The sequence below is a fragment of the Pseudomonas sp. GW821-FHT02A11 genome (assembly GCF_059421985.1).
Genome location: NZ_JBWKWB010000032.1, coordinates 17702 through 39193, shown reverse-complemented (window position 1 = coordinate 39193; position 21492 = coordinate 17702). Strand labels below are relative to the sequence as shown.

General features: G+C 60.4%; 22 protein-coding genes and 1 tRNA gene. 15 read left to right on the top strand and 8 right to left on the bottom strand.

Features of this window, described 5'->3' with window-relative positions:
- The first annotated feature begins 85 nt into the window (after positions 1 to 85).
- From AC07V9_RS27085 to AC07V9_RS27055, 7 genes are all read left to right on the top strand, one after another.
- Positions 86 to 1072 carry an NAD(P)/FAD-dependent oxidoreductase gene (locus tag AC07V9_RS27085; protein WP_495018691.1) on the top strand — a complete coding sequence of 329 codons (987 nt, stop codon included), beginning with the start codon at positions 86 to 88 and terminating at the stop codon, positions 1070 to 1072.
- A complete protein-coding gene (locus AC07V9_RS27080) occupies positions 1069 to 1284 on the top strand; it encodes a TIGR02450 family Trp-rich protein (RefSeq protein ID WP_495018690.1) in 216 nt (71 codons plus the stop codon). The genes AC07V9_RS27085 and AC07V9_RS27080 overlap by 4 nt, the downstream gene beginning before the upstream one ends.
- Before the next feature lie 130 nt (positions 1285 to 1414).
- The gene (locus AC07V9_RS27075) at positions 1415 to 2407 is read left to right on the top strand and encodes a YbgA family protein (RefSeq protein ID WP_495018689.1); all 993 of its coding nucleotides are present in this window, start codon (positions 1415 to 1417) and stop codon (positions 2405 to 2407) included.
- A 3-nt stretch (positions 2408 to 2410) separates the two neighbouring features.
- Positions 2411 to 3349, top strand: coding sequence for a MerR family transcriptional regulator (locus AC07V9_RS27070; protein ID WP_495018688.1), 939 nt, complete (start codon positions 2411 to 2413; stop codon positions 3347 to 3349).
- Positions 3350 to 3358: 9 nt separating this feature from the next.
- The gene (phrB, locus tag AC07V9_RS27065; protein WP_495018687.1) at positions 3359 to 4804 is read left to right on the top strand and encodes a deoxyribodipyrimidine photo-lyase; all 1446 of its coding nucleotides are present in this window, start codon (positions 3359 to 3361) and stop codon (positions 4802 to 4804) included.
- Entirely contained in the window at positions 4797 to 5222 is a 426-nt protein-coding gene (locus AC07V9_RS27060; protein WP_495018686.1) for a nuclear transport factor 2 family protein, read from the top strand. The genes phrB and AC07V9_RS27060 overlap by 8 nt, the downstream gene beginning before the upstream one ends.
- 163 nt (positions 5223 to 5385) lie before the next feature.
- Entirely contained in the window at positions 5386 to 5703 is a 318-nt protein-coding gene (locus AC07V9_RS27055) for a YkgJ family cysteine cluster protein (RefSeq protein ID WP_495018685.1), read from the top strand.
- A 144-nt stretch (positions 5704 to 5847) separates the two neighbouring features.
- On the opposite strand, the gene AC07V9_RS27050 is transcribed toward AC07V9_RS27055, so the two are convergent.
- From AC07V9_RS27050 to hemA, 6 genes are all read right to left on the bottom strand, one after another.
- Complete coding sequence (locus AC07V9_RS27050) at positions 5848 to 6366, bottom strand: acyloxyacyl hydrolase (protein WP_495018684.1); 519 nt, start codon at positions 6364 to 6366, stop codon at positions 5848 to 5850.
- A gap of 113 nt (positions 6367 to 6479) precedes the next feature.
- Positions 6480 to 7280: a glutamate racemase gene (gene murI, locus AC07V9_RS27045; protein WP_495018683.1), complete on the bottom strand. Its 801-nt coding sequence runs from the start codon at positions 7278 to 7280 to the stop codon at positions 6480 to 6482.
- Positions 7281 to 7291: 11 nt separating this feature from the next.
- Positions 7292 to 8047, bottom strand: coding sequence for a molybdopterin-synthase adenylyltransferase MoeB (locus AC07V9_RS27040; RefSeq protein ID WP_495018682.1), 756 nt, complete (start codon positions 8045 to 8047; stop codon positions 7292 to 7294).
- On the bottom strand, positions 8041 to 8874 hold the full coding sequence (gene prmC, locus AC07V9_RS27035) for a peptide chain release factor N(5)-glutamine methyltransferase (RefSeq protein ID WP_495018681.1): 834 nt from the start codon (positions 8872 to 8874) through the stop codon (positions 8041 to 8043). Before prmC ends, AC07V9_RS27040 begins: the two co-directional genes overlap by 7 nt.
- The gene (gene prfA, locus AC07V9_RS27030) at positions 8875 to 9957 is read right to left on the bottom strand and encodes a peptide chain release factor 1 (protein ID WP_495018680.1); all 1083 of its coding nucleotides are present in this window, start codon (positions 9955 to 9957) and stop codon (positions 8875 to 8877) included. It abuts the gene before it with no gap.
- The gene (gene hemA, locus AC07V9_RS27025; protein WP_495018679.1) at positions 9954 to 11231 is read right to left on the bottom strand and encodes a glutamyl-tRNA reductase; all 1278 of its coding nucleotides are present in this window, start codon (positions 11229 to 11231) and stop codon (positions 9954 to 9956) included. Before hemA ends, prfA begins: the two co-directional genes overlap by 4 nt.
- A 258-nt stretch (positions 11232 to 11489) precedes the next feature.
- Here hemA and AC07V9_RS27020 point away from each other — a divergent pair, with 258 nt between their 5' ends.
- From AC07V9_RS27020 to ychF, 8 genes are all read left to right on the top strand, one after another.
- Positions 11490 to 13217 carry a tetratricopeptide repeat protein gene (locus AC07V9_RS27020; protein WP_495018678.1) on the top strand — a complete coding sequence of 576 codons (1728 nt, stop codon included), beginning with the start codon at positions 11490 to 11492 and terminating at the stop codon, positions 13215 to 13217.
- A gap of 3 nt (positions 13218 to 13220) precedes the next feature.
- A complete protein-coding gene (lolB, locus tag AC07V9_RS27015) occupies positions 13221 to 13838 on the top strand; it encodes a lipoprotein insertase outer membrane protein LolB (protein ID WP_495018677.1) in 618 nt (205 codons plus the stop codon).
- A 2-nt stretch (positions 13839 to 13840) separates the two neighbouring features.
- On the top strand, positions 13841 to 14707 hold the full coding sequence (ispE, locus tag AC07V9_RS27010) for a 4-(cytidine 5'-diphospho)-2-C-methyl-D-erythritol kinase (RefSeq protein WP_495018676.1): 867 nt from the start codon (positions 13841 to 13843) through the stop codon (positions 14705 to 14707).
- A 36-nt stretch (positions 14708 to 14743) separates the two neighbouring features.
- Positions 14744 to 14818, top strand: a tRNA-Gln gene (locus AC07V9_RS27005).
- A gap of 47 nt (positions 14819 to 14865) precedes the next feature.
- Positions 14866 to 15807 carry a ribose-phosphate pyrophosphokinase gene (locus AC07V9_RS27000; RefSeq protein WP_037018241.1) on the top strand — a complete coding sequence of 314 codons (942 nt, stop codon included), beginning with the start codon at positions 14866 to 14868 and terminating at the stop codon, positions 15805 to 15807.
- 139 nt (positions 15808 to 15946) lie between these two features.
- The gene (locus AC07V9_RS26995; protein WP_495018675.1) at positions 15947 to 16552 is read left to right on the top strand and encodes a 50S ribosomal protein L25/general stress protein Ctc; all 606 of its coding nucleotides are present in this window, start codon (positions 15947 to 15949) and stop codon (positions 16550 to 16552) included.
- 76 nt (positions 16553 to 16628) lie between these two features.
- On the top strand, positions 16629 to 17213 hold the full coding sequence (gene pth / locus AC07V9_RS26990) for an aminoacyl-tRNA hydrolase (protein WP_400600295.1): 585 nt from the start codon (positions 16629 to 16631) through the stop codon (positions 17211 to 17213).
- 21 nt (positions 17214 to 17234) lie between these two features.
- Positions 17235 to 18335, top strand: a complete 1101-nt coding sequence (gene ychF, locus AC07V9_RS26985; protein ID WP_495018674.1) for a redox-regulated ATPase YchF — start codon at positions 17235 to 17237, stop codon at positions 18333 to 18335.
- A 69-nt stretch (positions 18336 to 18404) separates the two neighbouring features.
- Here ychF and AC07V9_RS26980 read toward each other — a convergent pair whose 3' ends face one another.
- The gene (locus AC07V9_RS26980; RefSeq protein ID WP_495018673.1) at positions 18405 to 19061 is read right to left on the bottom strand and encodes a class I SAM-dependent methyltransferase; all 657 of its coding nucleotides are present in this window, start codon (positions 19059 to 19061) and stop codon (positions 18405 to 18407) included.
- A gap of 221 nt (positions 19062 to 19282) precedes the next feature.
- The gene (locus tag AC07V9_RS26975; RefSeq protein WP_495018672.1) at positions 19283 to 21340 is read right to left on the bottom strand and encodes a methyl-accepting chemotaxis protein; all 2058 of its coding nucleotides are present in this window, start codon (positions 21338 to 21340) and stop codon (positions 19283 to 19285) included.
- Positions 21341 to 21492: the final 152 nt, after the last annotated feature.

Here is a 21492-nt window from a genome sequence, read left to right as displayed (position 1 = left end):
GAAGGACGATAAGTTATACCGAAAAACAGCATTGTACAGGTTTTGACGACGGCGTAGTCTGTGCAGACAAGGTAACGAGGCCCCTATGACTGTACCCATCGCAATCATTGGTACCGGTATCGCCGGACTCTCTGCTGCCCGCGCACTGCAAGCTGCCGGGCACAGCATTCACCTTTTCGACAAGAGCCTTGGCAGTGGCGGACGCATGTCAAGCAAGCGCAGCGATGCCGGTGCGCTGGACATGGGCGCGCAGTATTTCACCGCCCGCGATCGCCGCTTCGCCAACGTGGTCCAGCAGTGGCAGGCCGAAGGTCATGTCGCCGAGTGGAAACCGCTGCTCTATAACTTTCATGGCGGACAGCTGAGTCTGTCGCCGGACGAGCAAGTGCGCTGGGTCGGCAAGCCGCGCATGAGCGCGATCACCCGCGCCATGCTCGGCGACATGCCGGTCACGTTCTCCTGCCGCATCACCGAAGTCTTCCGAGGCGAAGAACACTGGAACCTGCTCGACGCCGATGGCCGCAGTCACGGGCCGTTCAGCCAGGTGGTGATCGCTATTCCCGCGCCCCAGGCAACCACCCTGCTGGCCGACGCGCCGAAGCTCGCCAGCGTCGTGGCCGGGGTGAAAATGGAGCCCACCTGGGCGGTCGCTCTCGCGTTCGACACCCCGCTGGACACCCCAATGGAGGGTTGCTTCGTACAGGACAGCCCCATCGACTGGCTGGCGCGAAACCGCAGAAAACCGGGGCGTGACAGTAAAATGGACACCTGGATTCTGCACGCGACCAGCCCCTGGAGCCGTCAGCATCTGGACATGCCCAAAGAGCAGGTCATCGACCATCTGCACGGCGCGTTCGCCGAACTGATCAACTGCGCAATGCCTGCTCCGGCCTTCACCCTGGCCCATCGCTGGCTGTACGCCCGCCCGGCAGGTGGACGTGAAGTCGGCGCGTTGTCCGATCCGGATCTGGGTCTGTACGTGTGTGGCGACTGGTGCCTGTCCGGGCGCGTCGAAGGCGCCTGGCTCAGCGGTCAGGAGGCAGCGCGTCGCCTGCTCGAACACCTCAAGTGAATCGCCTGACCCCGCGCAAACTGCTGCTGTCTAAATGGACAGCAGCCCATCCCCAGCATCGTGAAAAACACTTTCTGGTGACCGAATTCTTCTGCGATGAAGAAGGCACCGCGCTTGAGATCGAGCTGCAGGCGGTGCTGACCAAACGCAGCGAGCGCATGGCCTGGCAGGTATTGCGGGATGAGCAGAGTTGGTTGATGGGCTGGAAATAGAACCGCCTCCTGTAGCCCACTCCGGTCGAAATCTTGTACAAACCGTTTGACTTGTACAACCCAAAACCTAAGATGTACACAGGCTGTACAACCCATAAGGGGTGTACAAGAAGTTCGCCGAGGTTTTGTCATGCCCACGCCGCCGGAACTGTCACCGGATCGCACCCCGCAATCAAGTCCCAAACCCAAATTGGGCGTCAGCGCCTGCCTGATGGGTGTCGAAGTCAGGTACAACGGCGGGCACAAGGAATCTCACCTGCTGACCCGCGCGCTCAATGAACATTTCGATTTTGTCCCCGCGTGCCCCGAAGTGGCTATCGGCATGGGCATCCCCCGCGAAGCGATTCGCCTGGTGGGCGATCCCGAGCACCCTCAAGCCGTAGGCACTGTTCATCACGACCTCAACGTCACCCGCCCGCTGGCCGAATACGGCGAGCACATGGCCCGGGAAATGGACGACATCTGCGGTTACATCTTCATGCAGAAATCCCCGTCCTGCGGCCTGGAACGGGTCAAGGTCTATCGTGACAACGGCGCGCCGTTCGACGGCGGCGGACGCGGTATATATGCGCAATCGTTCTGCGCGCAGCACCCCGACCTGCCGGTCGAAGAAGACGGTCGCCTCAATGATCCGGTTCTGCGAGAGAACTTCATCACCCGCGTATTCGCCTACGCCGCCTGGCAGCAACTGCTCAAGGAGGGCATCACCCGTCGCGCGCTGACTGAATTCCACTCGCGCTACAAATACCAACTGATGGCCAATGATCCGGTGGGATACAAGGGATTGGGCGGCATGCTCGGCAAGATGGGCCGCAATGACCCCACCGAGGTTGCTGCGCAGTATTTCAGCGCCCTGATGAATGCCCTGAAGAAACCGGCCACCCGACGCACCCACACCAATGTCCTGCAACACATCTGCGGTTATCTGCGCGAGACCATCAGTACGTCGGACAAACAGGAAATTCAGGGCTTGATCAGTCAATACCGCCAAGGCATCGTGCCGCTGGTGGTTCCACTGACCCTGCTCAAACATCACTTTCGCCAACATCCGGATCCGTACATCGCTATTCAGGTGTATCTGCAGCCGCACCCGGAAAACCTAAGCCTGCGTAATGCCATCTGACCTATGAAAGACCTCAAGCACCAAGCACTGGATGATGATCCACAGGCCTACGCCGACGCCCTTGAAGAGGGCTGGCTGCCGATCCGTGAGATCGCCCGCCTGACCGGCGTCAACGCCGTTACCCTGCGCGCCTGGGAGCGACGCTACGGGCTGATCGTGCCCCATCGCACGCCCAAGGGCCATCGCCTGTACAGCACCGCTCATGTCGACCGGGTGCTGGCCATTCTGACCTGGCTCAACCGCGGGGTGTCGGTCAGCCAGGTCAAACAACTGCTCGACAATCAGCAAACGCCTGCGCCCAGCGTCGAGAGCGACTGGGACCCGTTGCGCCAGAACCTGCTGGATGCGATCACCACGCTGTCCGAACGGCGTCTGGACGACACCCTCAATCAGGCCATGTCGCTCTATCCGCCGCGCACCCTGTGCGAACAATTGCTGCTGCCACTGCTGACCGCCCTTGAACAACGCTGGCAGGGTCAGTTCGGCGCGCAGCTGGAGCGGGTGTTTTTCTACTCCTGGCTGCGCAGCAAATTCGGCGCGCGGCTGTATCACAACAACCGTCAGGTCAGCGGCGCTCCCTTGTTGCTGATCAATCAGTCCGACGCGCCGATGGAGCCACACCTGTGGCTGACGGCCTGGCTGGTGAGCAGCGCCGATTGCCCGGTGGAGGTTTTCGACTGGCCGCTGCCGGCAGGCGAGCTCAACCTGGCCTGTGAATACCTCAAGCCTCGCGCGGTGCTGCTGTATTCCAGCAAGTCACTGAACGTGAGCCAGTTGCCGCGCCTGCTGAACAACATCGACTGCCCGAAACTGATCATCGGACCGACCGTACGCATCCATTGGGCCGAGCTTTCCGTATCCGTCAGTGAGATCCCCGGCCTGACCCTCGCCGAAGACCCCCTGACCGCCCAGACCGCCCTGCAGCGCCTGGACCTTATCTAAGGAACGATCATGCAACTGATGTGGCTGCGCACCGACTTGCGCGTACACGACAACACGGCTCTGAGCGCTGCGATGAAGCAGGGCCCGACGGTGGCTGTGTACATGATCAGCCCTGCGCAGTGGCGCAGCCATGACGATGCGCCGAGCAAGGTCGACTTCTGGCTGCGCAATCTCCAAGCGTTGAAGGCCGAACTCAAGGCGCTGAACGTGCCGCTGTTGATCGTTCACGCCAACACTTGGGACAGCGCGCCCAAAGCGCTGCTGGAGTTGTGTCAGGCGCACAAGGTCGAGCATGTTCACGTCAACGAAGAGTACGGCGTCAACGAAGACAACCGTGACAAGGCCGTCGCGGCCTTGCTGGACAAACACGACATCGGCTTCACTCGCCATTTTGATCAGTTGTTCTTCACGCCGGGCAGCGTGCTGACCAAGAGCGGCGGTTATTTCAAGGTCTATACCCAGTTCCGCAAGGTCTGCTACGCACGGCTGCATTACTCGGTGCCCTCTGTCATCCGGCCGCCGAGCCAGCAAGCCCCCGTGCACATCAAAAGCGACGAGGTGCCGACCAGCGTGCAGGGTTTCGCGACGCCGTCCGAGGCGCTGCGCAAGCTATGGCCTGCGGGTGAGGATGAGGCGCGCAAGCGTCTGGAGCACTTCACCGATGATCAGGTGCACTACTACAACGACGAGCGCGACTTCCCGGCCAAGCCCGGCACCAGCCAGCTCTCGGCGTATCTGGCCGCCGGCGTGGTTTCCCCGCGACAGTGTCTGCACGCGGCCCTGCGCAGCAACAACGGCGAGTTCGAGACCGGCAACGTCGGCTCGGTGACCTGGATCAACGAGCTATTGTGGCGTGAGTTCTATAAACACGTGCTGGTGGGCTTCCCTCGCGTGTCGCGTCATCGCGCCTTCCGCCCGGAAACCGAAGCGCTGAGATGGCGTAATGCGCCCAAAGATCTGGAAGCCTGGCAGCAGGGCCGCACCGGCTTGCCGATCGTCGACGCGGCCATGCGTCAATTGCTGGAAACCGGGTGGATGCACAACCGTCTGCGGATGATCGTGGCGATGTTTTTGACCAAGAATTTGCTGATCGACTGGCGTGAGGGTGAGCGTTTTTTCATGCAGCACCTGATCGACGGCGATCTGGCGGCGAATAACGGCGGCTGGCAGTGGAGCTCGTCCACCGGCACCGACGCCTCGCCTTATTTCCGAATTTTCAATCCGCTGAACCAGTCCGAGCGTTTCGACCCCGAAGGCCTCTTCATCAAAAAGTGGGTGCCGGAGCTGGCCAATCTGAACAAGCGCGATGTGCACGACCCGTCATCACTGGGCGGTCTCTTCGGGATCGAGGGTTATCCCGCGCCCATCGTGGACTTGAAAGCCAGTCGCGAGCGCGCCCTGACTGCGTTCAAGTCCCTCCCCCACCGGCAAGCAGAGACTCAGGATCATGAGTGAATTCCTGCGCGATCATGCCCGGCGCTTCGCCGAACTCGACAAGGACAACCTGCACTTGCTCGGCGAGCTGTACAGCGATGACATCGCCTTCACCGACCCGCTGCACGAGGTGCACGGCCTCAGCAACTTGCGCAAGTACTTCGCCGAGCTGTACGCCAACGTGCGCCATCTGCAGTTCGAGTTTCATGCCTTCGATCAGGTTCGCGAGGGCAAAGGCTATCTGCGCTGGACCATGACCTACCGTCACCCACGCCTGAACCAGGGCGAGCAGATTGCCGTGCAGGGCTGCTCGCACCTTCTATGGACCGACAACAAAGTGTTTCAGCATCGGGACTTCTTCGACGCCGGGGCACTGCTGTATGAGCACCTGCCCGTGATGGGCAGGATGATCGGCTGGCTGAAGAGGCGACTGGCCTGAAACGACGCATTGGGTCGGCGCCCGGTTTCTGCCAGAACGTTTCGACGCTATCGTTTCGACCTGAAAGATTCGCCATGAGGGTTTCAGTGTGAGGGTCGCGGCGTAACGCCACGCCCGTCAGCCCATCTCCCTGCCGCCGCCGCACTGCTTTACACTGCCGCTCATGACCGCCATCCCTGTGCTCCAACTTCCTATCGCGCCCGCCGAACCTGCCATCACCTGTTCAACCTGCGCTGCCTGCTGCTGCCAACTGGAAGTGATGCTGATCACCGACACCGGCGTGCCCGAGCGTTTCATTGACACCGACGACTGGGGTGGCGAAGTGATGCTGCGCCTGGACGACGGCTGGTGCGCGGCGCTGGATCGCGACACGATGATGTGCACGATCTACGACAAGAGACCGTTGATCTGCAGGGAATTCGAGATGGGTGCGCCCGAATGCATTACCGAGCGGGAAGGGATTGCGACGGCGTATCTTTAAGAAGCCACACCTTTATGTAGACACAACAGGCCAATGTGGGAGCGAATCGCTCGCGGTTGGCACGTACATTCGACACCTTTGTATCGACTGTACGGACGTATCGCGAATGAATTTGCTCCCACAGGGGTTGCAACAGAGACTGTGTCAGAACGGCATCGTGTAATGAATCGCGTAGCTTTCAATACCGTCATTGGAGGTGGTCATGCCGCCGTTGGAGTAGTGAGTGGCGCGCAGGCCAACTTCATGCCCACCGGCAAAACGCAAACCAAAGCCCAGGCGGTCTTCAAACTGGAACGCGCTGCCCAGTTTGTTGCCTTCCACTTCCGTACGTTGGAAGACTGCTGCGCCGATACCGGCTTCAATGTAAGGCTTGACGCTGTCACCGGCGAATTCATAAACGAATACCGGAGAGAACGACAGGCTGTTATTGCTGGCGCTCTTGTCACCTTCCCAGTAGGTGTAGGCGCCACTCCAGTAGCCGGTCAGACGACCGACGCTGGTTTGCCACCAGCTTTTATCCCAATCAAATTGCGCGCCCAGACGATAGGTCATCGTCGATTCGCCGGTGTGCCCCACCGAGAACTCGACCCCATCGGCCTGTGCAATCGCACTTTGCCCCGACAACGCGGCCGCAATCGCAGCCAAACAAAACAGTCGCTTCATCTGAAACATCCTATTTTCGAATGCAGTTAGAAATTCTTTGTATCAACAGACGAGCTATAGAAGTCTTCGGACGAATGAAAGTTCATCCAAAAACAGCGCTCTTCACAGTTTTTTCACAAAGCGAAGCTTCGCACACTGTAAGAATTTTTCCAAAGTATAGGTAGGACGTTTCTGAAATTGTCCGGATCGCCGCTTGTCCAGAACTGCGCTGGTTGCGCTCGGCCGCCTGCCAGCAGCTCACGCTGACCGAGCAAACGCTGCAATTGGCGCGCAACCGCAGCCCCGGTGTCGATCAGGGCGATGGACGCCGGGATCATGTCCCGCAGCAGGGGTTTGAGGAAGGGATAGTGGGTGCAGCCCAGGATGATGGTGTCGCAGCCCGCCGCCAATAGCGGCTCGACGTAGCGTTGCAGCAACTGGCGAATGACAGGGCTGACCAGATCGCCGGTTTCAATCAATTCAACCAGCCCCGGGCAAGGCTGAGTGATGACCTGAACATCGGTGGCGAAGCGATCGAGCAACGCCGCAAATTTCGCGCTCTGCAGCGTACCGGTGGTGGCCAGCACCCCGACAACGCCGCTTTTGGTCGCTGCCGCCGCAGGCTTCACGGCGGGTTCCATGCCCACCAGCGGCCAGTCGGGATAACGTTCGCGCAGATCGGCCACGCCTGCAACAGTGGCGGTGTTGCAGGCGATCACCAAGGCCTTGGCGCCCTGATCGCGAAAGAATTCGGCAATGGTCACGCAGCGCTGGCGAATGAAGTCCGAGGTCTTTTCGCCATAGGGAATATGCCCGCAGTCCGCGACATAGAGCAGGGATTCGTTGGGCAGCAACTGATGAATCTCGCCCAGCACCGACAACCCGCCGACACCCGAATCAAACACGCCCACCGGCGCGTCACTGTCTCTAGCCATGCTCGACCGTTCTATTGATGGACCGCGCCGCAGACGCTGCAGCCCGGATCACGTTTGACTTTCAGCTCGCGAAATCGGCTGCCCAAGGCATCGATCAGCAGCAGTCGACCCACCATCGGCTCGCCGAACCCGGCCAGCAGTTTCAAGGCTTCCAGCGCCTGAAGGCTGCCCACCAGCCCCACCAGCGGGCCGATGACGCCCGCTTCGCTGCAGGTCAGCTCGCTTTCGCTGCCATGGCCATAAAGACAGTGGTAGCACGGGCTTTCGGCGCGACGGGGGTCGAACACCGACAACTGGCCTTCCAGACGAATCGCCGCGCCGCTGACCAGTGGTTTACCCACCTTAACGCAGGCCGCATTGACCGCTTCGCGGGTGGTGAAGTTATCCGAGCAATCGAGCACCAGGTCTACAGCCTCGACGGCGGCTGCGAGGGAATCCTCGTCCAGTGCGGCACGATGAGGGACCAGCTTGATTTCAGGGTTGATCGCCGTCAGCCGGGTGATCGCCGAATCGACCTTGCTCACGCCAACGCTGTGGCTGTCGTGAATGATCTGGCGTTGCAGGTTGGTCAGATCGACGGTGTCGAAGTCTGCCAAGTGCAACTCGCCAACGCCGGCTGCCGCCAGGTACAACGCCACCGGCGAGCCCAGCCCGCCCATCCCGATGATCAAGGCGCGGCTTTGTTTGAGGCGCAGCTGGCCGTCGATGTCGACCTGCTGCAAGAGAATCTGCCGACTGTAGCGCAGCAGTTCTTCGTCGGTCAGCACGGCACGCGCCCGAAGGTAATACGCTCGTGGTCACCCAGGTCGCGGCGGGTCTGGATCTGTTCGAAGCCCTGCTGGTTGAGCAGATCACGCACCGCCGCACCCTGATCGTAGCCGTGTTCCAGCAGCAGCCAGCCGCCCGGCTCCAGATGTGCAGGCGCCTGGGAAACGATCAGACGCAGGTCGTCCAGACCGTCCTTGCCGGATGTCAGCGCACTGCTGGGCTCGAAGCGCACATCGCCTTGAACCAGATGCGGATCGCTGTCAGCAATATAAGGCGGGTTGCTCAGGATCAGGTCGAAACGCTGACCTTCCACGGCGCTGAACCAGTGGCTGTGCAGCACGCGGGCGTTATCCAGGTGCAGGCGCTGACGATTGCGCTCAGCCAGGGCAACCGCCTCCTCGACACGATCCACCGCCGTGACCGTCCACTGCGCGCGATCCTTGGCCAGCGACAGCGCAATCGCGCCGGTGCCGGTGCCCAGGTCAAGCAATCGATGAGGAATCGGCCCCGGCAGCAACTCCAAGGCGGTTTCCACCAGCATTTCGGTTTCCGGACGCGGGATCAGCGTGTGGGTCGCGACTTCCAGGTCGATGTTCCAGAAGCCCTGCTGCCCGAGGATGTAAGCCACCGGCTCACCGGTACGCCGACGCTGCAAATAGCCGTCGAACGCCTGAGCGGCTTCGGTGCTGACGATACGCTCGGGCCAGGTGTGCAAAAAGCTGCGGGGCTTGCCCAGGGCAGCGGCCAACAGCAGTTCGGCATCCAGACGCGCTGTCGGAGAATCCGGCAGTTCGGCGCTTCTTAACAAGCTGGCGATAATGGTCATTTACTCACCCAGTGCCGCAAGTTGATCTGCCTGATACTCGGCAAGCAACGGTTCTATCACTGCATCGACCCCACCCGCCAAAACTTCATCCAGCGAATAAAGCGTCAGATTCACGCGGTGGTCCGTCACTCGCCCTTGAGGAAAGTTGTAGGTGCGGATGCGTTCGGAGCGATCCCCCGAACCCACCAGCAATTTACGTTCGCTGGCGATCGCGTTGGCGGCCGCAGCGGTTTGCTGATCGTTGAGCTTGGCCGCAAGCCACGCCATGGCACGGGCGCGGTTCTTGTGCTGGGAACGTTCTTCCTGGCACTCAACGACGGTCCCGGTTGGCAAGTGCGTGATACGAATTGCCGAGTCGGTGGTGTTGACGTGCTGACCACCGGCGCCCGATGAGCGGAAGGTGTCTACGCGCAAATCCGCCGGGTTGATCTCGATCGCCTGCTTCTCGTCCGGCTCAGGCAACACCGCGACTGTGCAGGCCGAGGTGTGAATGCGCCCCTGGGATTCGGTCTCGGGCACTCGCTGCACGCGGTGCGCACCCGACTCGAATTTCAGTTTGCCGTAGACGTTCTCGCCTTCGACGCGAGCGATCACTTCCTTGAAGCCGCCGTGCTCGCCTTCGTTTTCCGAGAGGATTTCCACGCGCCAGCCACGCCGCTCGGCATAGCGCGAATACATACGGAACAGATCGCCGGAGAAAATCGCCGCTTCGTCGCCGCCCGTGCCTGCGCGAATCTCGAGAAACACGTTACGGCCGTCGTTGGGGTCCTTGGGCAGCAGCATCTTCTGCAGATCGCCTTCCAGCACCGCCAGACGTTCCTTGGCTTCGCGCGCTTCCTCGACAGCCATTTCACGCATGTCAGGATCGCTGTCCTTGAGCAGCGCCTGGGCGCTTTCCAGGTCACCTTGCACGTTGAGCAGGCGCTTGTAGACCTGGATAACGGGCTCGACCTCCGCGTACTCCCGGGAGTAGGCGCGGAACTGGGTCTGATCGGAAATGACTTCGGCGTCGCCAAGCAGCGCGGTCAATTCCTCGAAACGGTCGCTAAGCACGTCCAGCTTATTGAGCAGTGAAGCTTTCATTGCGGGGGTTTATCCGTGGAGCCCTCATCGAGGGCAAAGAGTTCCTGGGCCATGGCCAGCGCATCGACGCGGCCTTCGGCGGACAGCTTTTTCAATTGCACGCTTGGCGCATGCATCAATTTATTGGTGAGGCCACGTGCCAGCGCCATCAGTACATCTTCGGCGTTACTGCCGTTGGCGAGCATGCGTTGAGCCTTTTGCAGCTCTTCATCGCGCAGGCGTTCGCTTTGCTGCCGATAGGCCTTGAGTACGTCCACCGCCGCCAGTTCGCGCAGGCGCGACATGAAATCGTCGACGCCCAGACTGACCAGCTCTTCGGCCGCCTGAGCCGCGCCCTGACGACTCTTGAGGTTTTCCGCGACGACCTCGTGCAGGTCGTCAACGGTATAAAGGTAAACGTCGTCCAGCTCGCCAACTTCCGGCTCGATATCGCGCGGGACGGCGATGTCGACCATGAAAATCGGCTTGTGCTTGCGCAGTTTCAGCGCGCTTTCCACCGCGCCCTTGCCCAGAATCGGCAACTGGCTGGCCGTGGAACTGATGACGATGTCGCTGTTGACCAGTTCGGCCGGGATATCGGCCAGCAACACCGCGTGGGCGCCGAACTCTTCGGCCAGGATGCTTGCCCGCTCCAGCGTGCGGTTGGCAACCACGATACGCTTGACGCCCAGATCGTGCAGGTGTCGGGCGACCAGCGTGATGGTCTCGCCCGCGCCGATCAGCAGGGCCTGACTGCGCTGCAGGTCGCTGAAGATCTGCTTGGCCAGGCTGACGGCGGCAAACGCGACGGACACCGGGTTTTCGCCAATGGCCGTGTCGGTACGCACCTGCTTTGCGGCGCTGAAGGTCGCCTGAAACAGACGCCCAAGTAATGGGCCGATGGTTCCGGCTTCCCGGGCCACGGCATAGGCGGATTTCATCTGACCGAGAATCTGCGGCTCGCCCAATACCAGCGAATCGAGCCCCGAGGCCACGCGCATCATGTGGCGCACGGCGGCGTCTTCCTCGTGCACGTACGCACTGGCGCGCAGTTCATCAATGTTGAGGTGGTGATAGTCGGCCAACCACGCCAGCACGACGTCAGCGGTCAGCGAGTCCTGCTCTATATAAAGCTCGCTGCGATTGCACGTCGAGAGAATCGCGGCCTCGCGGCTCTGGGTCAGGCGGCACAGCTGCTGCAATGCCTCGACCAGCTGCTCAGGCGTAAATGCCACGCGCTCGCGGACATCCACGGATGCAGTCTTATGGTTGATACCCAGAGCAAGAAAGGCCATTCAAGGTCGCTGATGGTGACGTGAAGCCGGCAATTGTCCTACTTCAATAGATTCAGAACAACCACCGTAATACATTCAGAACGACCATGACCGTCTATTGTCCCTATAGAGTTCCGCCTTGCAGCGAGGCGTCTGCGACAAATTGTCCATGCAAAGGCTGTAAATGGCGGGTCTGTAGATTTCCGTCGGGCTGTGGGTTTGCTCCCTGCCTTGTGTCATGATGCTTTCAAACCGCAGGTAAGCCGCCCTCTCTTCTCTATGAATAAATCCTCCGCGCTGTTCCTTGCCCTTGTCGCCCTTGGTGGCTGTCAGTCCACGGCCTCCGTTTCCACGGAGCCTGCTGCTCCCGCGAAAGAAGCGGCGCCCGCCCCTGAAGCAAAGCCGCAGGTCTACGGATCGTTTACCCAGGAAACTGTCGTCAGCCTGCTGACCGCCGAGCTTGCCGGGCAGCGCAACCGTTTCGACATTGCGCTGGACAACTACGTGACCCAGGCGATCCAGACACAGGACCCGGGGATCTCCGAGCGCGCTTTCCGCATCGCCGAGTACCTGGGCGCCGATCAGGCTGCGCTGGATACCTCGATGCTCTGGGCCAAAAATGACCCGGCCAACCTCGAAGCGCAGCGCGCTGCAGCCATTCAACTGGCCCGCGCCGGTCGCTACGACGACTCCATGCGTTATATGGAGAAGGTGCTGCAAGGCCAAGGCGACACCCATTTTGACTTCCTTGCGCTGTCGGCAGCAGAAACCGACTCCAATACACGCAAGGGCCTGCTCGCCAGCTTTGATCGCTTGCTCGCCAAATACCCGAAAAACGGTCAGCTGATTTTTGGCAAGGCCCTGTTGCTGCAACAGGAAGGCGACAGCGCCGCCTCGCTCAAGCTGCTCGAAGACAACCCGCCGGGCGAGGGCGAAGTCGCGCCGATCCTGCTGCGCGCACGCCTGCTGCAAAGCATGAACCGTGGCAAGGAAGCGTTGCCGCTGCTGGAAAAAAGCATCAAAAAATACCCGGACGACAAACGTCTGCGCCTGACTTACGCACGCATGCTGGTTGAACAGAATCGCATGGAAGACGCCAAGGTGCAGTTCGCAAGCCTCGTCCAGCAATATCCGGATGACGACGAACTGCGTTACTCGCTGGCGCTGGTGTGCCTGGAAAACAAGGCATGGGACGAAGCTCAGGGCTATCTGGAAGACCTCATCGCCCGTGGCAGCCACGTCGATTCCGCCCATGTGAACCTGGGTCGAATTTACGAAGAGCGCAACGATCCCCAGAACGCCCTCGGCGAATACGCTCAGGTCGGCCCCGGTAACGACTATTTGCCCGCGCAACTGCGTCAGGCCGACATCCTGATGAGCAACGGCAGCACTGCCGAGGCCTCCAAACGCTTGGCCCAGGCTCGCGCCGATCAGCCGGACTACACGATCCAGCTGTACCTCATCGAAGCCGAGACCCTGACCAACAACAACCAGAGCGATCGTGGCTGGCAGGTGCTGACTCAGGCGCTCAAGCAGTATCCGGACGATCTGAACCTGCTCTACACCCGCGCGATGCTGGCTGAAAAGCGTGATGACCTGAAGCAAATGGAGACTGACCTGCGGGCCATCCTCAAACGCGAGCCGGACAACGCCATGGCCCTGAACGCCTTGGGCTACACGCTTTCCGACCGCACCACGCGCTATGCCGAAGCGAAGGCGCTGATCGAGCGCGCTCACCAGCTCAATCCGGATGACCCGGCGGTGCTCGACAGCCTGGGCTGGGTCAACTATCGCCTGGGCAATCTCGACGAAGCCGAGCGCCTGCTGCGTGAGGCACTGGAGCGCTTCCCTGACCACGAAGTCGCCGCGCACCTTGGCGAAGTGCTCTGGGCCAAAGGCCAGCAACGCGAAGCCCGTAAAGTGTGGGGCAAGGCCCTCGAACAGCAACCTGACAGCCCGGTCCTGCGCAGCACCCTCAAGCGCCTTACCGGCTCCGAGACTCTCTGATTTATGTTATTGCGCCACATACTCGCTTTCAGCTTCATCGCCCTGCTCGCCGGTTGCGCCGGCATCACCTCCCATGAGGCCGTTCAGGGCAAGGGCGACGCCAACAAATGGCAAGCCAACAAACAGCAGCTGGCCAGCCTCGACGGCTGGGAAATCAACGGCAAGGTCGGCATTCGCGCGCCCAAGGACTCCGGCAGCGGCACCTTGTACTGGCTGCAACGCCAAGACTACTACGACATTCGCCTGTCCGGCCCTCTGGGTCGGGGCGCTGCCCGTTTGACTGGCCGCCCTGGCGCGGTGTCGCTGGAAGTCGCCAATCAGGGCCGTTTCGACGCGCCCGACCCGGAAACCCTGCTCAAGGATCAACTGGGCTGGCGACTGCCGGTTTCCCATCTGGTCTGGTGGGTCCGCGGTCTGCCCGCTCCTGACAGCAAAAGCAGCCTGACCCTGGATGGCGACAGTCGCCTGTCCAATCTGGAGCAGGACGGCTGGCAGATCGAATACCTGAGCTACGCCGAACAAAACGGCTACTGGCTGCCTGAGCGGATGAAGCTGCACGGCCAGGATCTGGACGTCACGCTGGCCATCAAGGACTGGCAACCTCGCAAGCTGGGGCAATGATCATGTCGCAGCCCCAACATGACGCTCAACGCCTGACCCTGCCCGCTCCTGCCAAACTGAACCTGATGCTGCACATTCTGGGTCGTCGCCCTGACGGCTATCACGAACTGCAAACGATCTTTCAGTTCCTCGATTACGGCGATGAACTCAGTTTCGCGCTTCGCGAGGACGGAGAAGTGCGCCTGCAAACGGAAATTGCCGACGTTCCTCACGACAGTAATCTGATTGTCAAAGCCGCTCGGGCACTGAAAGAGCAATCCGGCTGTGAACTGGGCGTCGATATCTGGCTGAAGAAAGTGCTGCCCATGGGCGGCGGAATCGGCGGCGGAAGCTCCGATGCCGCAACGACCTTGCTCGGCCTCAATCATCTTTGGCAACTGGGCTGGGATGAAGATCGCCTGGCCGCGCTGGGGCTCAAGCTCGGGGCTGACGTCCCGGTTTTCGTGCGTGGACACGCTGCTTTTGCCGAGGGTGTAGGCGAAATACTCACCCCTGTAGACCCCGAAGAACCGTGGTATGTCGTGCTTGTGCCGCAAGTCTCTGTAAGTACAGCAGAAATTTTTTCAGATCCACTGTTGACACGCGACACGCCTCCCATTAAAGTGCGCCCCGTTCCCAAGGGAAACAGTCGAAATGACTGCTTACCGGTGGTAGCGAGGCGTTATCCAGATGTACGTAACGCTTTGAATTTGCTAGGTAAATTTACCGAAGCAAAACTCACCGGAACTGGAAGTTGTGTGTTTGGGGCCTTCCCAAACAAAGCTGAAGCTGATAAAGTCTCGGCCCTTCTTACAGAGACCCTTACAGGGTTTGTAGCAAAAGGCAGCAATGTTTCGATGTTGCACAGCAAGTTACAGACACTGCTCTAAGAGAACCGAATGCCAGGCATTCGTTGCAACAGATACAGGGGCGTCGCCAAGCGGTAAGGCAGCAGGTTTTGATCCTGCCATGCGTTGGTTCGAATCCAGCCGCCCCTGCCATTTTCCTATAGTCATCCAGGCATACCCTAAGCCTCCAGGTACTGCGCGTGTCCAAGATGATGGTCTTTACGGGGAACGCCAACCCCGATCTGGCTCGGCGTGTCGTACGTCAGCTGCACATCCCTCTCGGTGACATCTCTGTCGGCAAGTTTTCCGACGGCGAAATTACCGCTGAGATCAATGAAAACGTTCGCGGTAAAGACGTTTTCATTATTCAGCCGACCTGCGCTCCGACCAACGATAACCTGATGGAACTCGTCGTGATGGCTGATGCCTTCCGTCGCTCCTCGGCTACTCGTATCACCGCTGTTATCCCTTATTTTGGTTATGCCCGTCAGGACCGCCGCCCGCGTTCCGCTCGCGTGGCGATCAGCGCCAAAGTGGTTGCGGACATGCTCACCGTCGTCGGTATCGACCGAGTGCTGACCGTTGACCTGCACGCTGACCAGATTCAAGGCTTCTTCGATATTCCGGTAGATAACATCTACGGCTCCCCGGTTCTGGTGGATGACATCGAAGACCAACGCTTCGAGAACCTGATGATCGTTTCCCCGGATATCGGCGGCGTCGTGCGTGCACGTGCAGTTGCCAAATCCCTGGGCGTGGATCTCGGGATCATCGACAAGCGCCGTGAGAAGGCCAATCACTCCGAGGTGATGCACATCATCGGCGACGTCGAAGGTCGTACCTGCATCCTGGTCGACGACATGGTCGATACCGCCGGCACCCTGTGCCACGCGGCCAAGGCCCTCAAAGAACATGGCGCTGCCAAGGTCTTTGCCTACTGCACACACCCTGTGCTGTCGGGTCGCGCGATCGAGAACATCGAAAATTCCGTGCTGGACGAGCTGGTGGTCACTAACACCATCCCGCTGTCCGCTGCAGCACAAGCCTGTGACCGTATCCGCCAACTGGATATCGCACCGGTAGTCGCTGAAGCGATGCGTCGCATCAGCAACGAAGAATCGATCAGCGCGATGTTCCGTTAAGGGCCCTGCCCTTCAGAACTTCCGTTGACGTAAAGCGCCCCGCCCCAACAGTCTCTGTTGGGGCGGGGCTTTTTTGCCCATATCGGGTTTGGCGCTGGTCGCAAACGCCGCCCGAACATGGCTATTTTGGAGATACAAAATGACTGATTTCACTCTGAACGCCCAAGCGCGTACTGACCTGGGGAAAGGTGCGAGCCGCCGCCTGCGTCACGCCGCCAGCATCCCTGCCGTTGTTTACGGTGGCGAAAAACCTGCTGAATCCCTGACCATCGTGGCCAAGGAAATCGCCAAGCTGTTCGAAAACGAAGCTGCCTTCAGCCACGTTATCGAGCTGAACGTTGACGGCAAAAAGCAAAACGTCATCGTCAAGGCCATGCAGCGTCACCCTGCCAAGCAGTTCATCATGCACGCTGACTTCATCCGCGTTGTCGCTGGCCAGAAACTCACCGCCAAGGTTCCGGTTCACTTCATCAACGAAGAAGCTCCGATCAAGAAAGGCGGCGAAGTTTCCCACGTAGAAAACGACATCGAAGTTTCCTGCGAAGCCAAAGACCTGCCTGAATTCATCGAAGTCGACCTGGCCAAAGCTGAAATCGGCACCATCATTCACCTGTCGGACCTGAAAGCGCCGAAAGGCGTTGAATTCGTGGCCCTGGCTCACGGTGATGACAAGGCAGTTGCCAACGTTCACGCGCCACGCGTTTCCGCTGAAGCCGCTGACGAAGCTGAAGGCGCCGCTGAGTAATTCATTACTCGCACGCCGGTTGAATGAATGACGATACCCTGTATCGTCATTCGCAACCCAAGGAAGAGCCCCTGACGTGACCGCCATCCAACTGATCGTCGGCCTGGGAAACCCCGGCCCCGAATACGAACAGACCCGGCATAACGCAGGGGCTCTTTTCGTTGAACGCATCGCCAGCGCCCAGCGCGTCAATCTGACCGCTGACCGCAAATATTTCGGCCTGACGGCTAAATTCAGTCATCAGGGTCAGGACGTTCGTCTGCTGATCCCCACCACCTACATGAATCGCAGCGGCCAGTCCGTCGCGGCATTGGCGGGTTTCTTCCGGATTCCTCCTGCGGCCATTCTGGTGGCCCACGACGAACTCGACCTGCCTCCGGGTGTCGCCAAGCTCAAACTGGGCGGCGGACACGGTGGGCATAACGGCCTGCGCGACATCATCGCGCAGCTCGGCAACCAGAACGGCTTCCATCGCCTGCGGCTCGGTATCGGGCATCCAGGCGACGCCAAATTGGTCTCCAACTTCGTACTGGGTCGTGCGCCACGCGCCGAACAGGAGAAGCTGGACGCCAGCATCGACTTTGCCCTCGGCGTGCTGCCGGATGTCCTCGCAGGCGACTTCGCCAAGGCGATGCGCGTCTTGCACAGCCAGAAGGCCTGACATCACTCGAGGGGAAACACCATGGGATTCAATTGCGGCATCGTCGGCCTGCCCAACGTCGGCAAGTCCACCCTGTTCAACGCCCTGACCAAATCCGGTATCGCGGCAGAGAACTTTCCCTTCTGCACCATCGAGCCGAACAGCGGCATCGTGCCGATGCCCGACCCACGCCTGCAGGCGCTGGCCGACATCGTCAACCCAAAGCGCATCCTGCCGACCACGATGGAATTCGTCGACATTGCGGGCCTGGTCGCCGGCGCTTCCAAAGGTGAAGGTCTGGGCAACAAATTCCTGGCCAACATCCGCGAAACCGATGCCATCGCCCACGTGGTCCGCTGCTTCGAAGACGAGAACGTGATTCACGTCTCCAACAGCGTCGACCCGAAACGCGACATCGAAATCATCGATCTGGAACTGATCTTCGCCGACCTCGACAGCTGCGAGAAGCAATTGCAGAAAGTCACCCGCAACGCCAAGGGCGGTGACAAGGACGCAGTCGTCCAAAAAGGCCTACTGGAACAACTCATCGCCCACTTCACCGACGGCAAGCCTGCGCGCAGCCTGATGAAGAACATGAGTGCCGATGAGAAAGCGGTGATCAAAGGCTTCCACCTGCTGACCACCAAGCCGGTCATGTACATCGCCAACGTCGCCGAAGACGGTTTCGAGAATAACCCGCACCTGGACGTGGTTCGCGCCATCGCTGAAGAAGAAGGCGCGATGCTGGTGCCGGTCTGCAACAAGATCGAAGCCGAAATCGCTGAACTCGACGACGGGGAAGAGAAGGACATGTTCCTCGAAGCCCTGGGTCTTGAAGAGCCTGGCCTGAACCGCGTGATCCGCGCTGGCTACGAAATGCTGCACCTGCAGACCTACTTCACCGCCGGCGTTGAAGAAGTCCGCGCCTGGACCGTCCGCGTCGGTGCCACCGCACCACAAGCCGCCGGCGTGATCCACACCGACTTCGAAAAAGGCTTCATCCGCGCCGAATGCGTCGCCTACAGCGACTTCATCCAGTACAAGGGCGAAGCCGGTGCCAAGGAAGCAGGCAAATGGCGCCTGGAAGGCAAGGACTACATCGTCAAGGACGGTGACGTGCTGCACTTCCGCTTTAACGTCTGATCAAGCGCCTTTTGAGCGCACGCCAGACGTCTTTTGAAAAGCCCCCTTTCGGGGGCTTTTTTCATGGCTTCAAACAATCGGCTGCGCCGCCCGAAACAGCAACACACGCCCTTCCCGCTTGAGCGTCACATCGCGGAAATGCTCGCGTAAGTGAGCGTCGAAGCCGACTTCGCTGTCCTCGCGATTGCCGAAAATGCCCTTCTTGTTGTACACCGCCATGAGCTTGCGGCCAAAGCCATTGTGTTCTGCCGAGTCCCCCAGAATCGTTGCGCCGAACAAGACGCCGCCAGGCTTCAGGTTGTGTTTCAGGTTGGCGAAGATCGCGGCCTTGGATGCCAGCGGGCCGGGCAGGCAATGCAGCAGGTAGAACAGGGAAATCGAGTCGAAACGCTCATCGCCCGGAATGGGCTGCATGACATCGTGCTGGATCGTGCGGGTGCCGGGGCGATTGATGCGCCGCTTGGCCGCGTCGAGACTGCTGGGGTTGAGGTCGAGCAAGGTGATCTGGGTCTGGGACGACAACTGCGTCTTGGCCAGGTAGTACCCGGTCCCGACACCGATATCCAGGTGACGGGGACGCACGTTGGCGCGAAAGAAGGGCAGCAAGACCGATCGGGTCCGGCAGCGCCACGCGTAACGGTTGGAGATGCCCAGTACCCACGCGTCGTACAGGGCCAGGGTCAGAGGTGAATAAACCGCCGCACCGGCAGCACTGCTATCCGTCATGAAAGAAACCTTGAATGAAGGGGCCAGTCGGCGATAAAACCGATGATCGACCTCTCTCGTCAAGACCTTTTGTCGTTCAAGACCTGTCGTAGCGTCAGCCGCACGAGCGCTACCTTACTCCGCTGCACGGTCATGCAGATACAGCCAGAACAACGGCGGTAACAACGCCAACAGATGCCGCCCCGAGTGTTTACGCACGTTTCGACTCTCGGATTTGATCATCAGCCCAGCTGAAAGCGGGAGGTGTTGTCGCTCAACGCCCGGCTGCCTTTGCTCAAGGTGTCCGCCGCATGGTTCACCGCCCGCGCGCCATCGAGCAGACGCCCGGCCGCCTGATCAACCTGCTGGATATTGCCGCTGACCTCGTCCGCCGTTGCGGCCTGTTCTTCCACCGCCGTGGCAATCTGCGCCAGCGTGTCGGTGACGATCTGCACCGCGCTGGCAATCTCGCCCAACCGCTCGCCCAGGCCCGTCACCGATTGCGCATCGGTAATCGCCTGGCCACATGCCGCTTCCATCAGGCTCACGGCCTGACTCACTGTGGAACGCAGGCTGTCGACGGTCCCGGCGATTTGCGCGGTGGACGCCTGGGTGCGTTGCGACAGGCTGCGCACTTCGTCCGCCACCACAGCAAAGCCACGGCCTTGCTCGCCCGCGCGCGCTGCTTCGATCGCCGCGTTGAGCGCCAGCAGGTTGGTCTGTTCGGCGATGCCACGAATGGTGTCGACCACCGATTGGATCTGCTGGCCTTGCTCGCTGACTTTGCCCAGCGCGTTGGCGGTGTCGGTCAACCGTTGGTTCAGCTGCTGAATGCTCGCCGTGGTGCGTTGGCTGTCGCGGCTGCTGTCTTCAGCGATACGGCGCGTTTGCTGCGCGCTGTCGGAGGCTTCTTCGCAACTTTTGGCAACGCCCAGCGAAGTGGCGGCCAGCTGCGTCGCGGCAGCAGCGATCTGGCTGATCTGCTGCTGTTGATCTTCGACCTCGTTGAGCGTGCTGCCGGATTGCGAATTAAGCGTCAGCACCGCCGATCCGAGCTGTTGGGTCTCGTGATTAACCCCCAAAAGACTGGTGCGCAACTGCACCACTGCAACGTTCAACGCGGTGCTGATCGCCGCCAGTTCATCGCGCCCTTGCACCGCCACTTCAACACACAGATTGCCGTCACGCAGCGACTCGGCCAGGGTCGTGATGCCCTTGGCGCTACGGCGAATCGAGGCCTGCAGACACATAAAGAGATACAGGGCCGCCAGCGCCAGAATGCTGAACACCGCGGCGACCGGGATGAACTGCTTGATCGCGCGGTCGTGGTAGTAGTCCAGGCGGCTGTCCAGCGAGCTCAGGGACTGATTGCGCAGCGCCGCGAGGGCATCGAGGGTGCTGTCGACGCTGCGCTCGAAGGCAACGGTGTCGAGTTTGATCGAGCCGCCGAACACGCCGCCGTCGAGCACCTTCAGTTCGCTGTCCAAACGCTGGAGGCTGTCGTTGTACTGGCGGGTCCAGGGTTCCATACCGGGGTAGGCCTTGGCCTGCAGCGAGGCAGCGGCCTTGAGCAGTTGTTCGCGGGCATCGCCGATACGGCTGCGCAGGTCGCGCATCTGCAGACGACTCTGCAATGAGAACTGACCGGAAGCGACCGACGACTGCCCCACGCTGGCCATCCGACCGATGCGCTCAATCAGATCCGGGGTCTGCTGAGTGGCCATCTGCATCAACAGATAGGTTTCAAGCCACGGATCGAGGATCAGGCCGTTATCCATCGCGATCTGCTCGCGCAGGCTTTGCAGCGCCGTGAGCGCGGAGGTGAAGCGATCGTAACCATCTGGCCACCAGCCGATGGTGCGCAGCGATTCGGAGTCCATGCCCTTGACCGTCGCCTGCAAGGCCTGGAAACGCGCCAGGGTGTCTGGCGTGGCGTTGCGCGCTTTGAGCTCATCGCCCAGCTTGGTCAGCGCCTGGTTCAGCACGGGGCTCGCGGCGTCCAGGGCGGCCATGGCGGCTTTGGCTGCCGGGGTTGGATCGTGAAGGATATCGGCAGCCTTCCAGCGCGCTGCCAGGTTACGTTGCGAGGTCAGTTGAGCGTCCAGCGTGTCCAGCGCCAGCAACTGCCGGGCGCCAGACTGCTCGCCGGAAATGACCGCAAGCTTGCTGCGATAGTCCTGACCGATCATCCACAGGCTGCCGGCCAGCGGCAGGATGAACAGGAAAAAAAGCACCTGAAACTTGCGTGCAAACCCAAAGCGTCCAAGCAGACGGATTCCTGGCGACAAAAGACTTTGCATACCGACGACTCCTCACGGACACCCGCTGACGCAGCTTGTGGCCACGCCAAAGGATGTCTCACATTCTTACCGGCAAAATGCCATGTCTTTGATTCAAAAACGACAACCGCCCGTCCCCTGTGTCGAGGACCGCTGCGGTTCTCAATTGACGT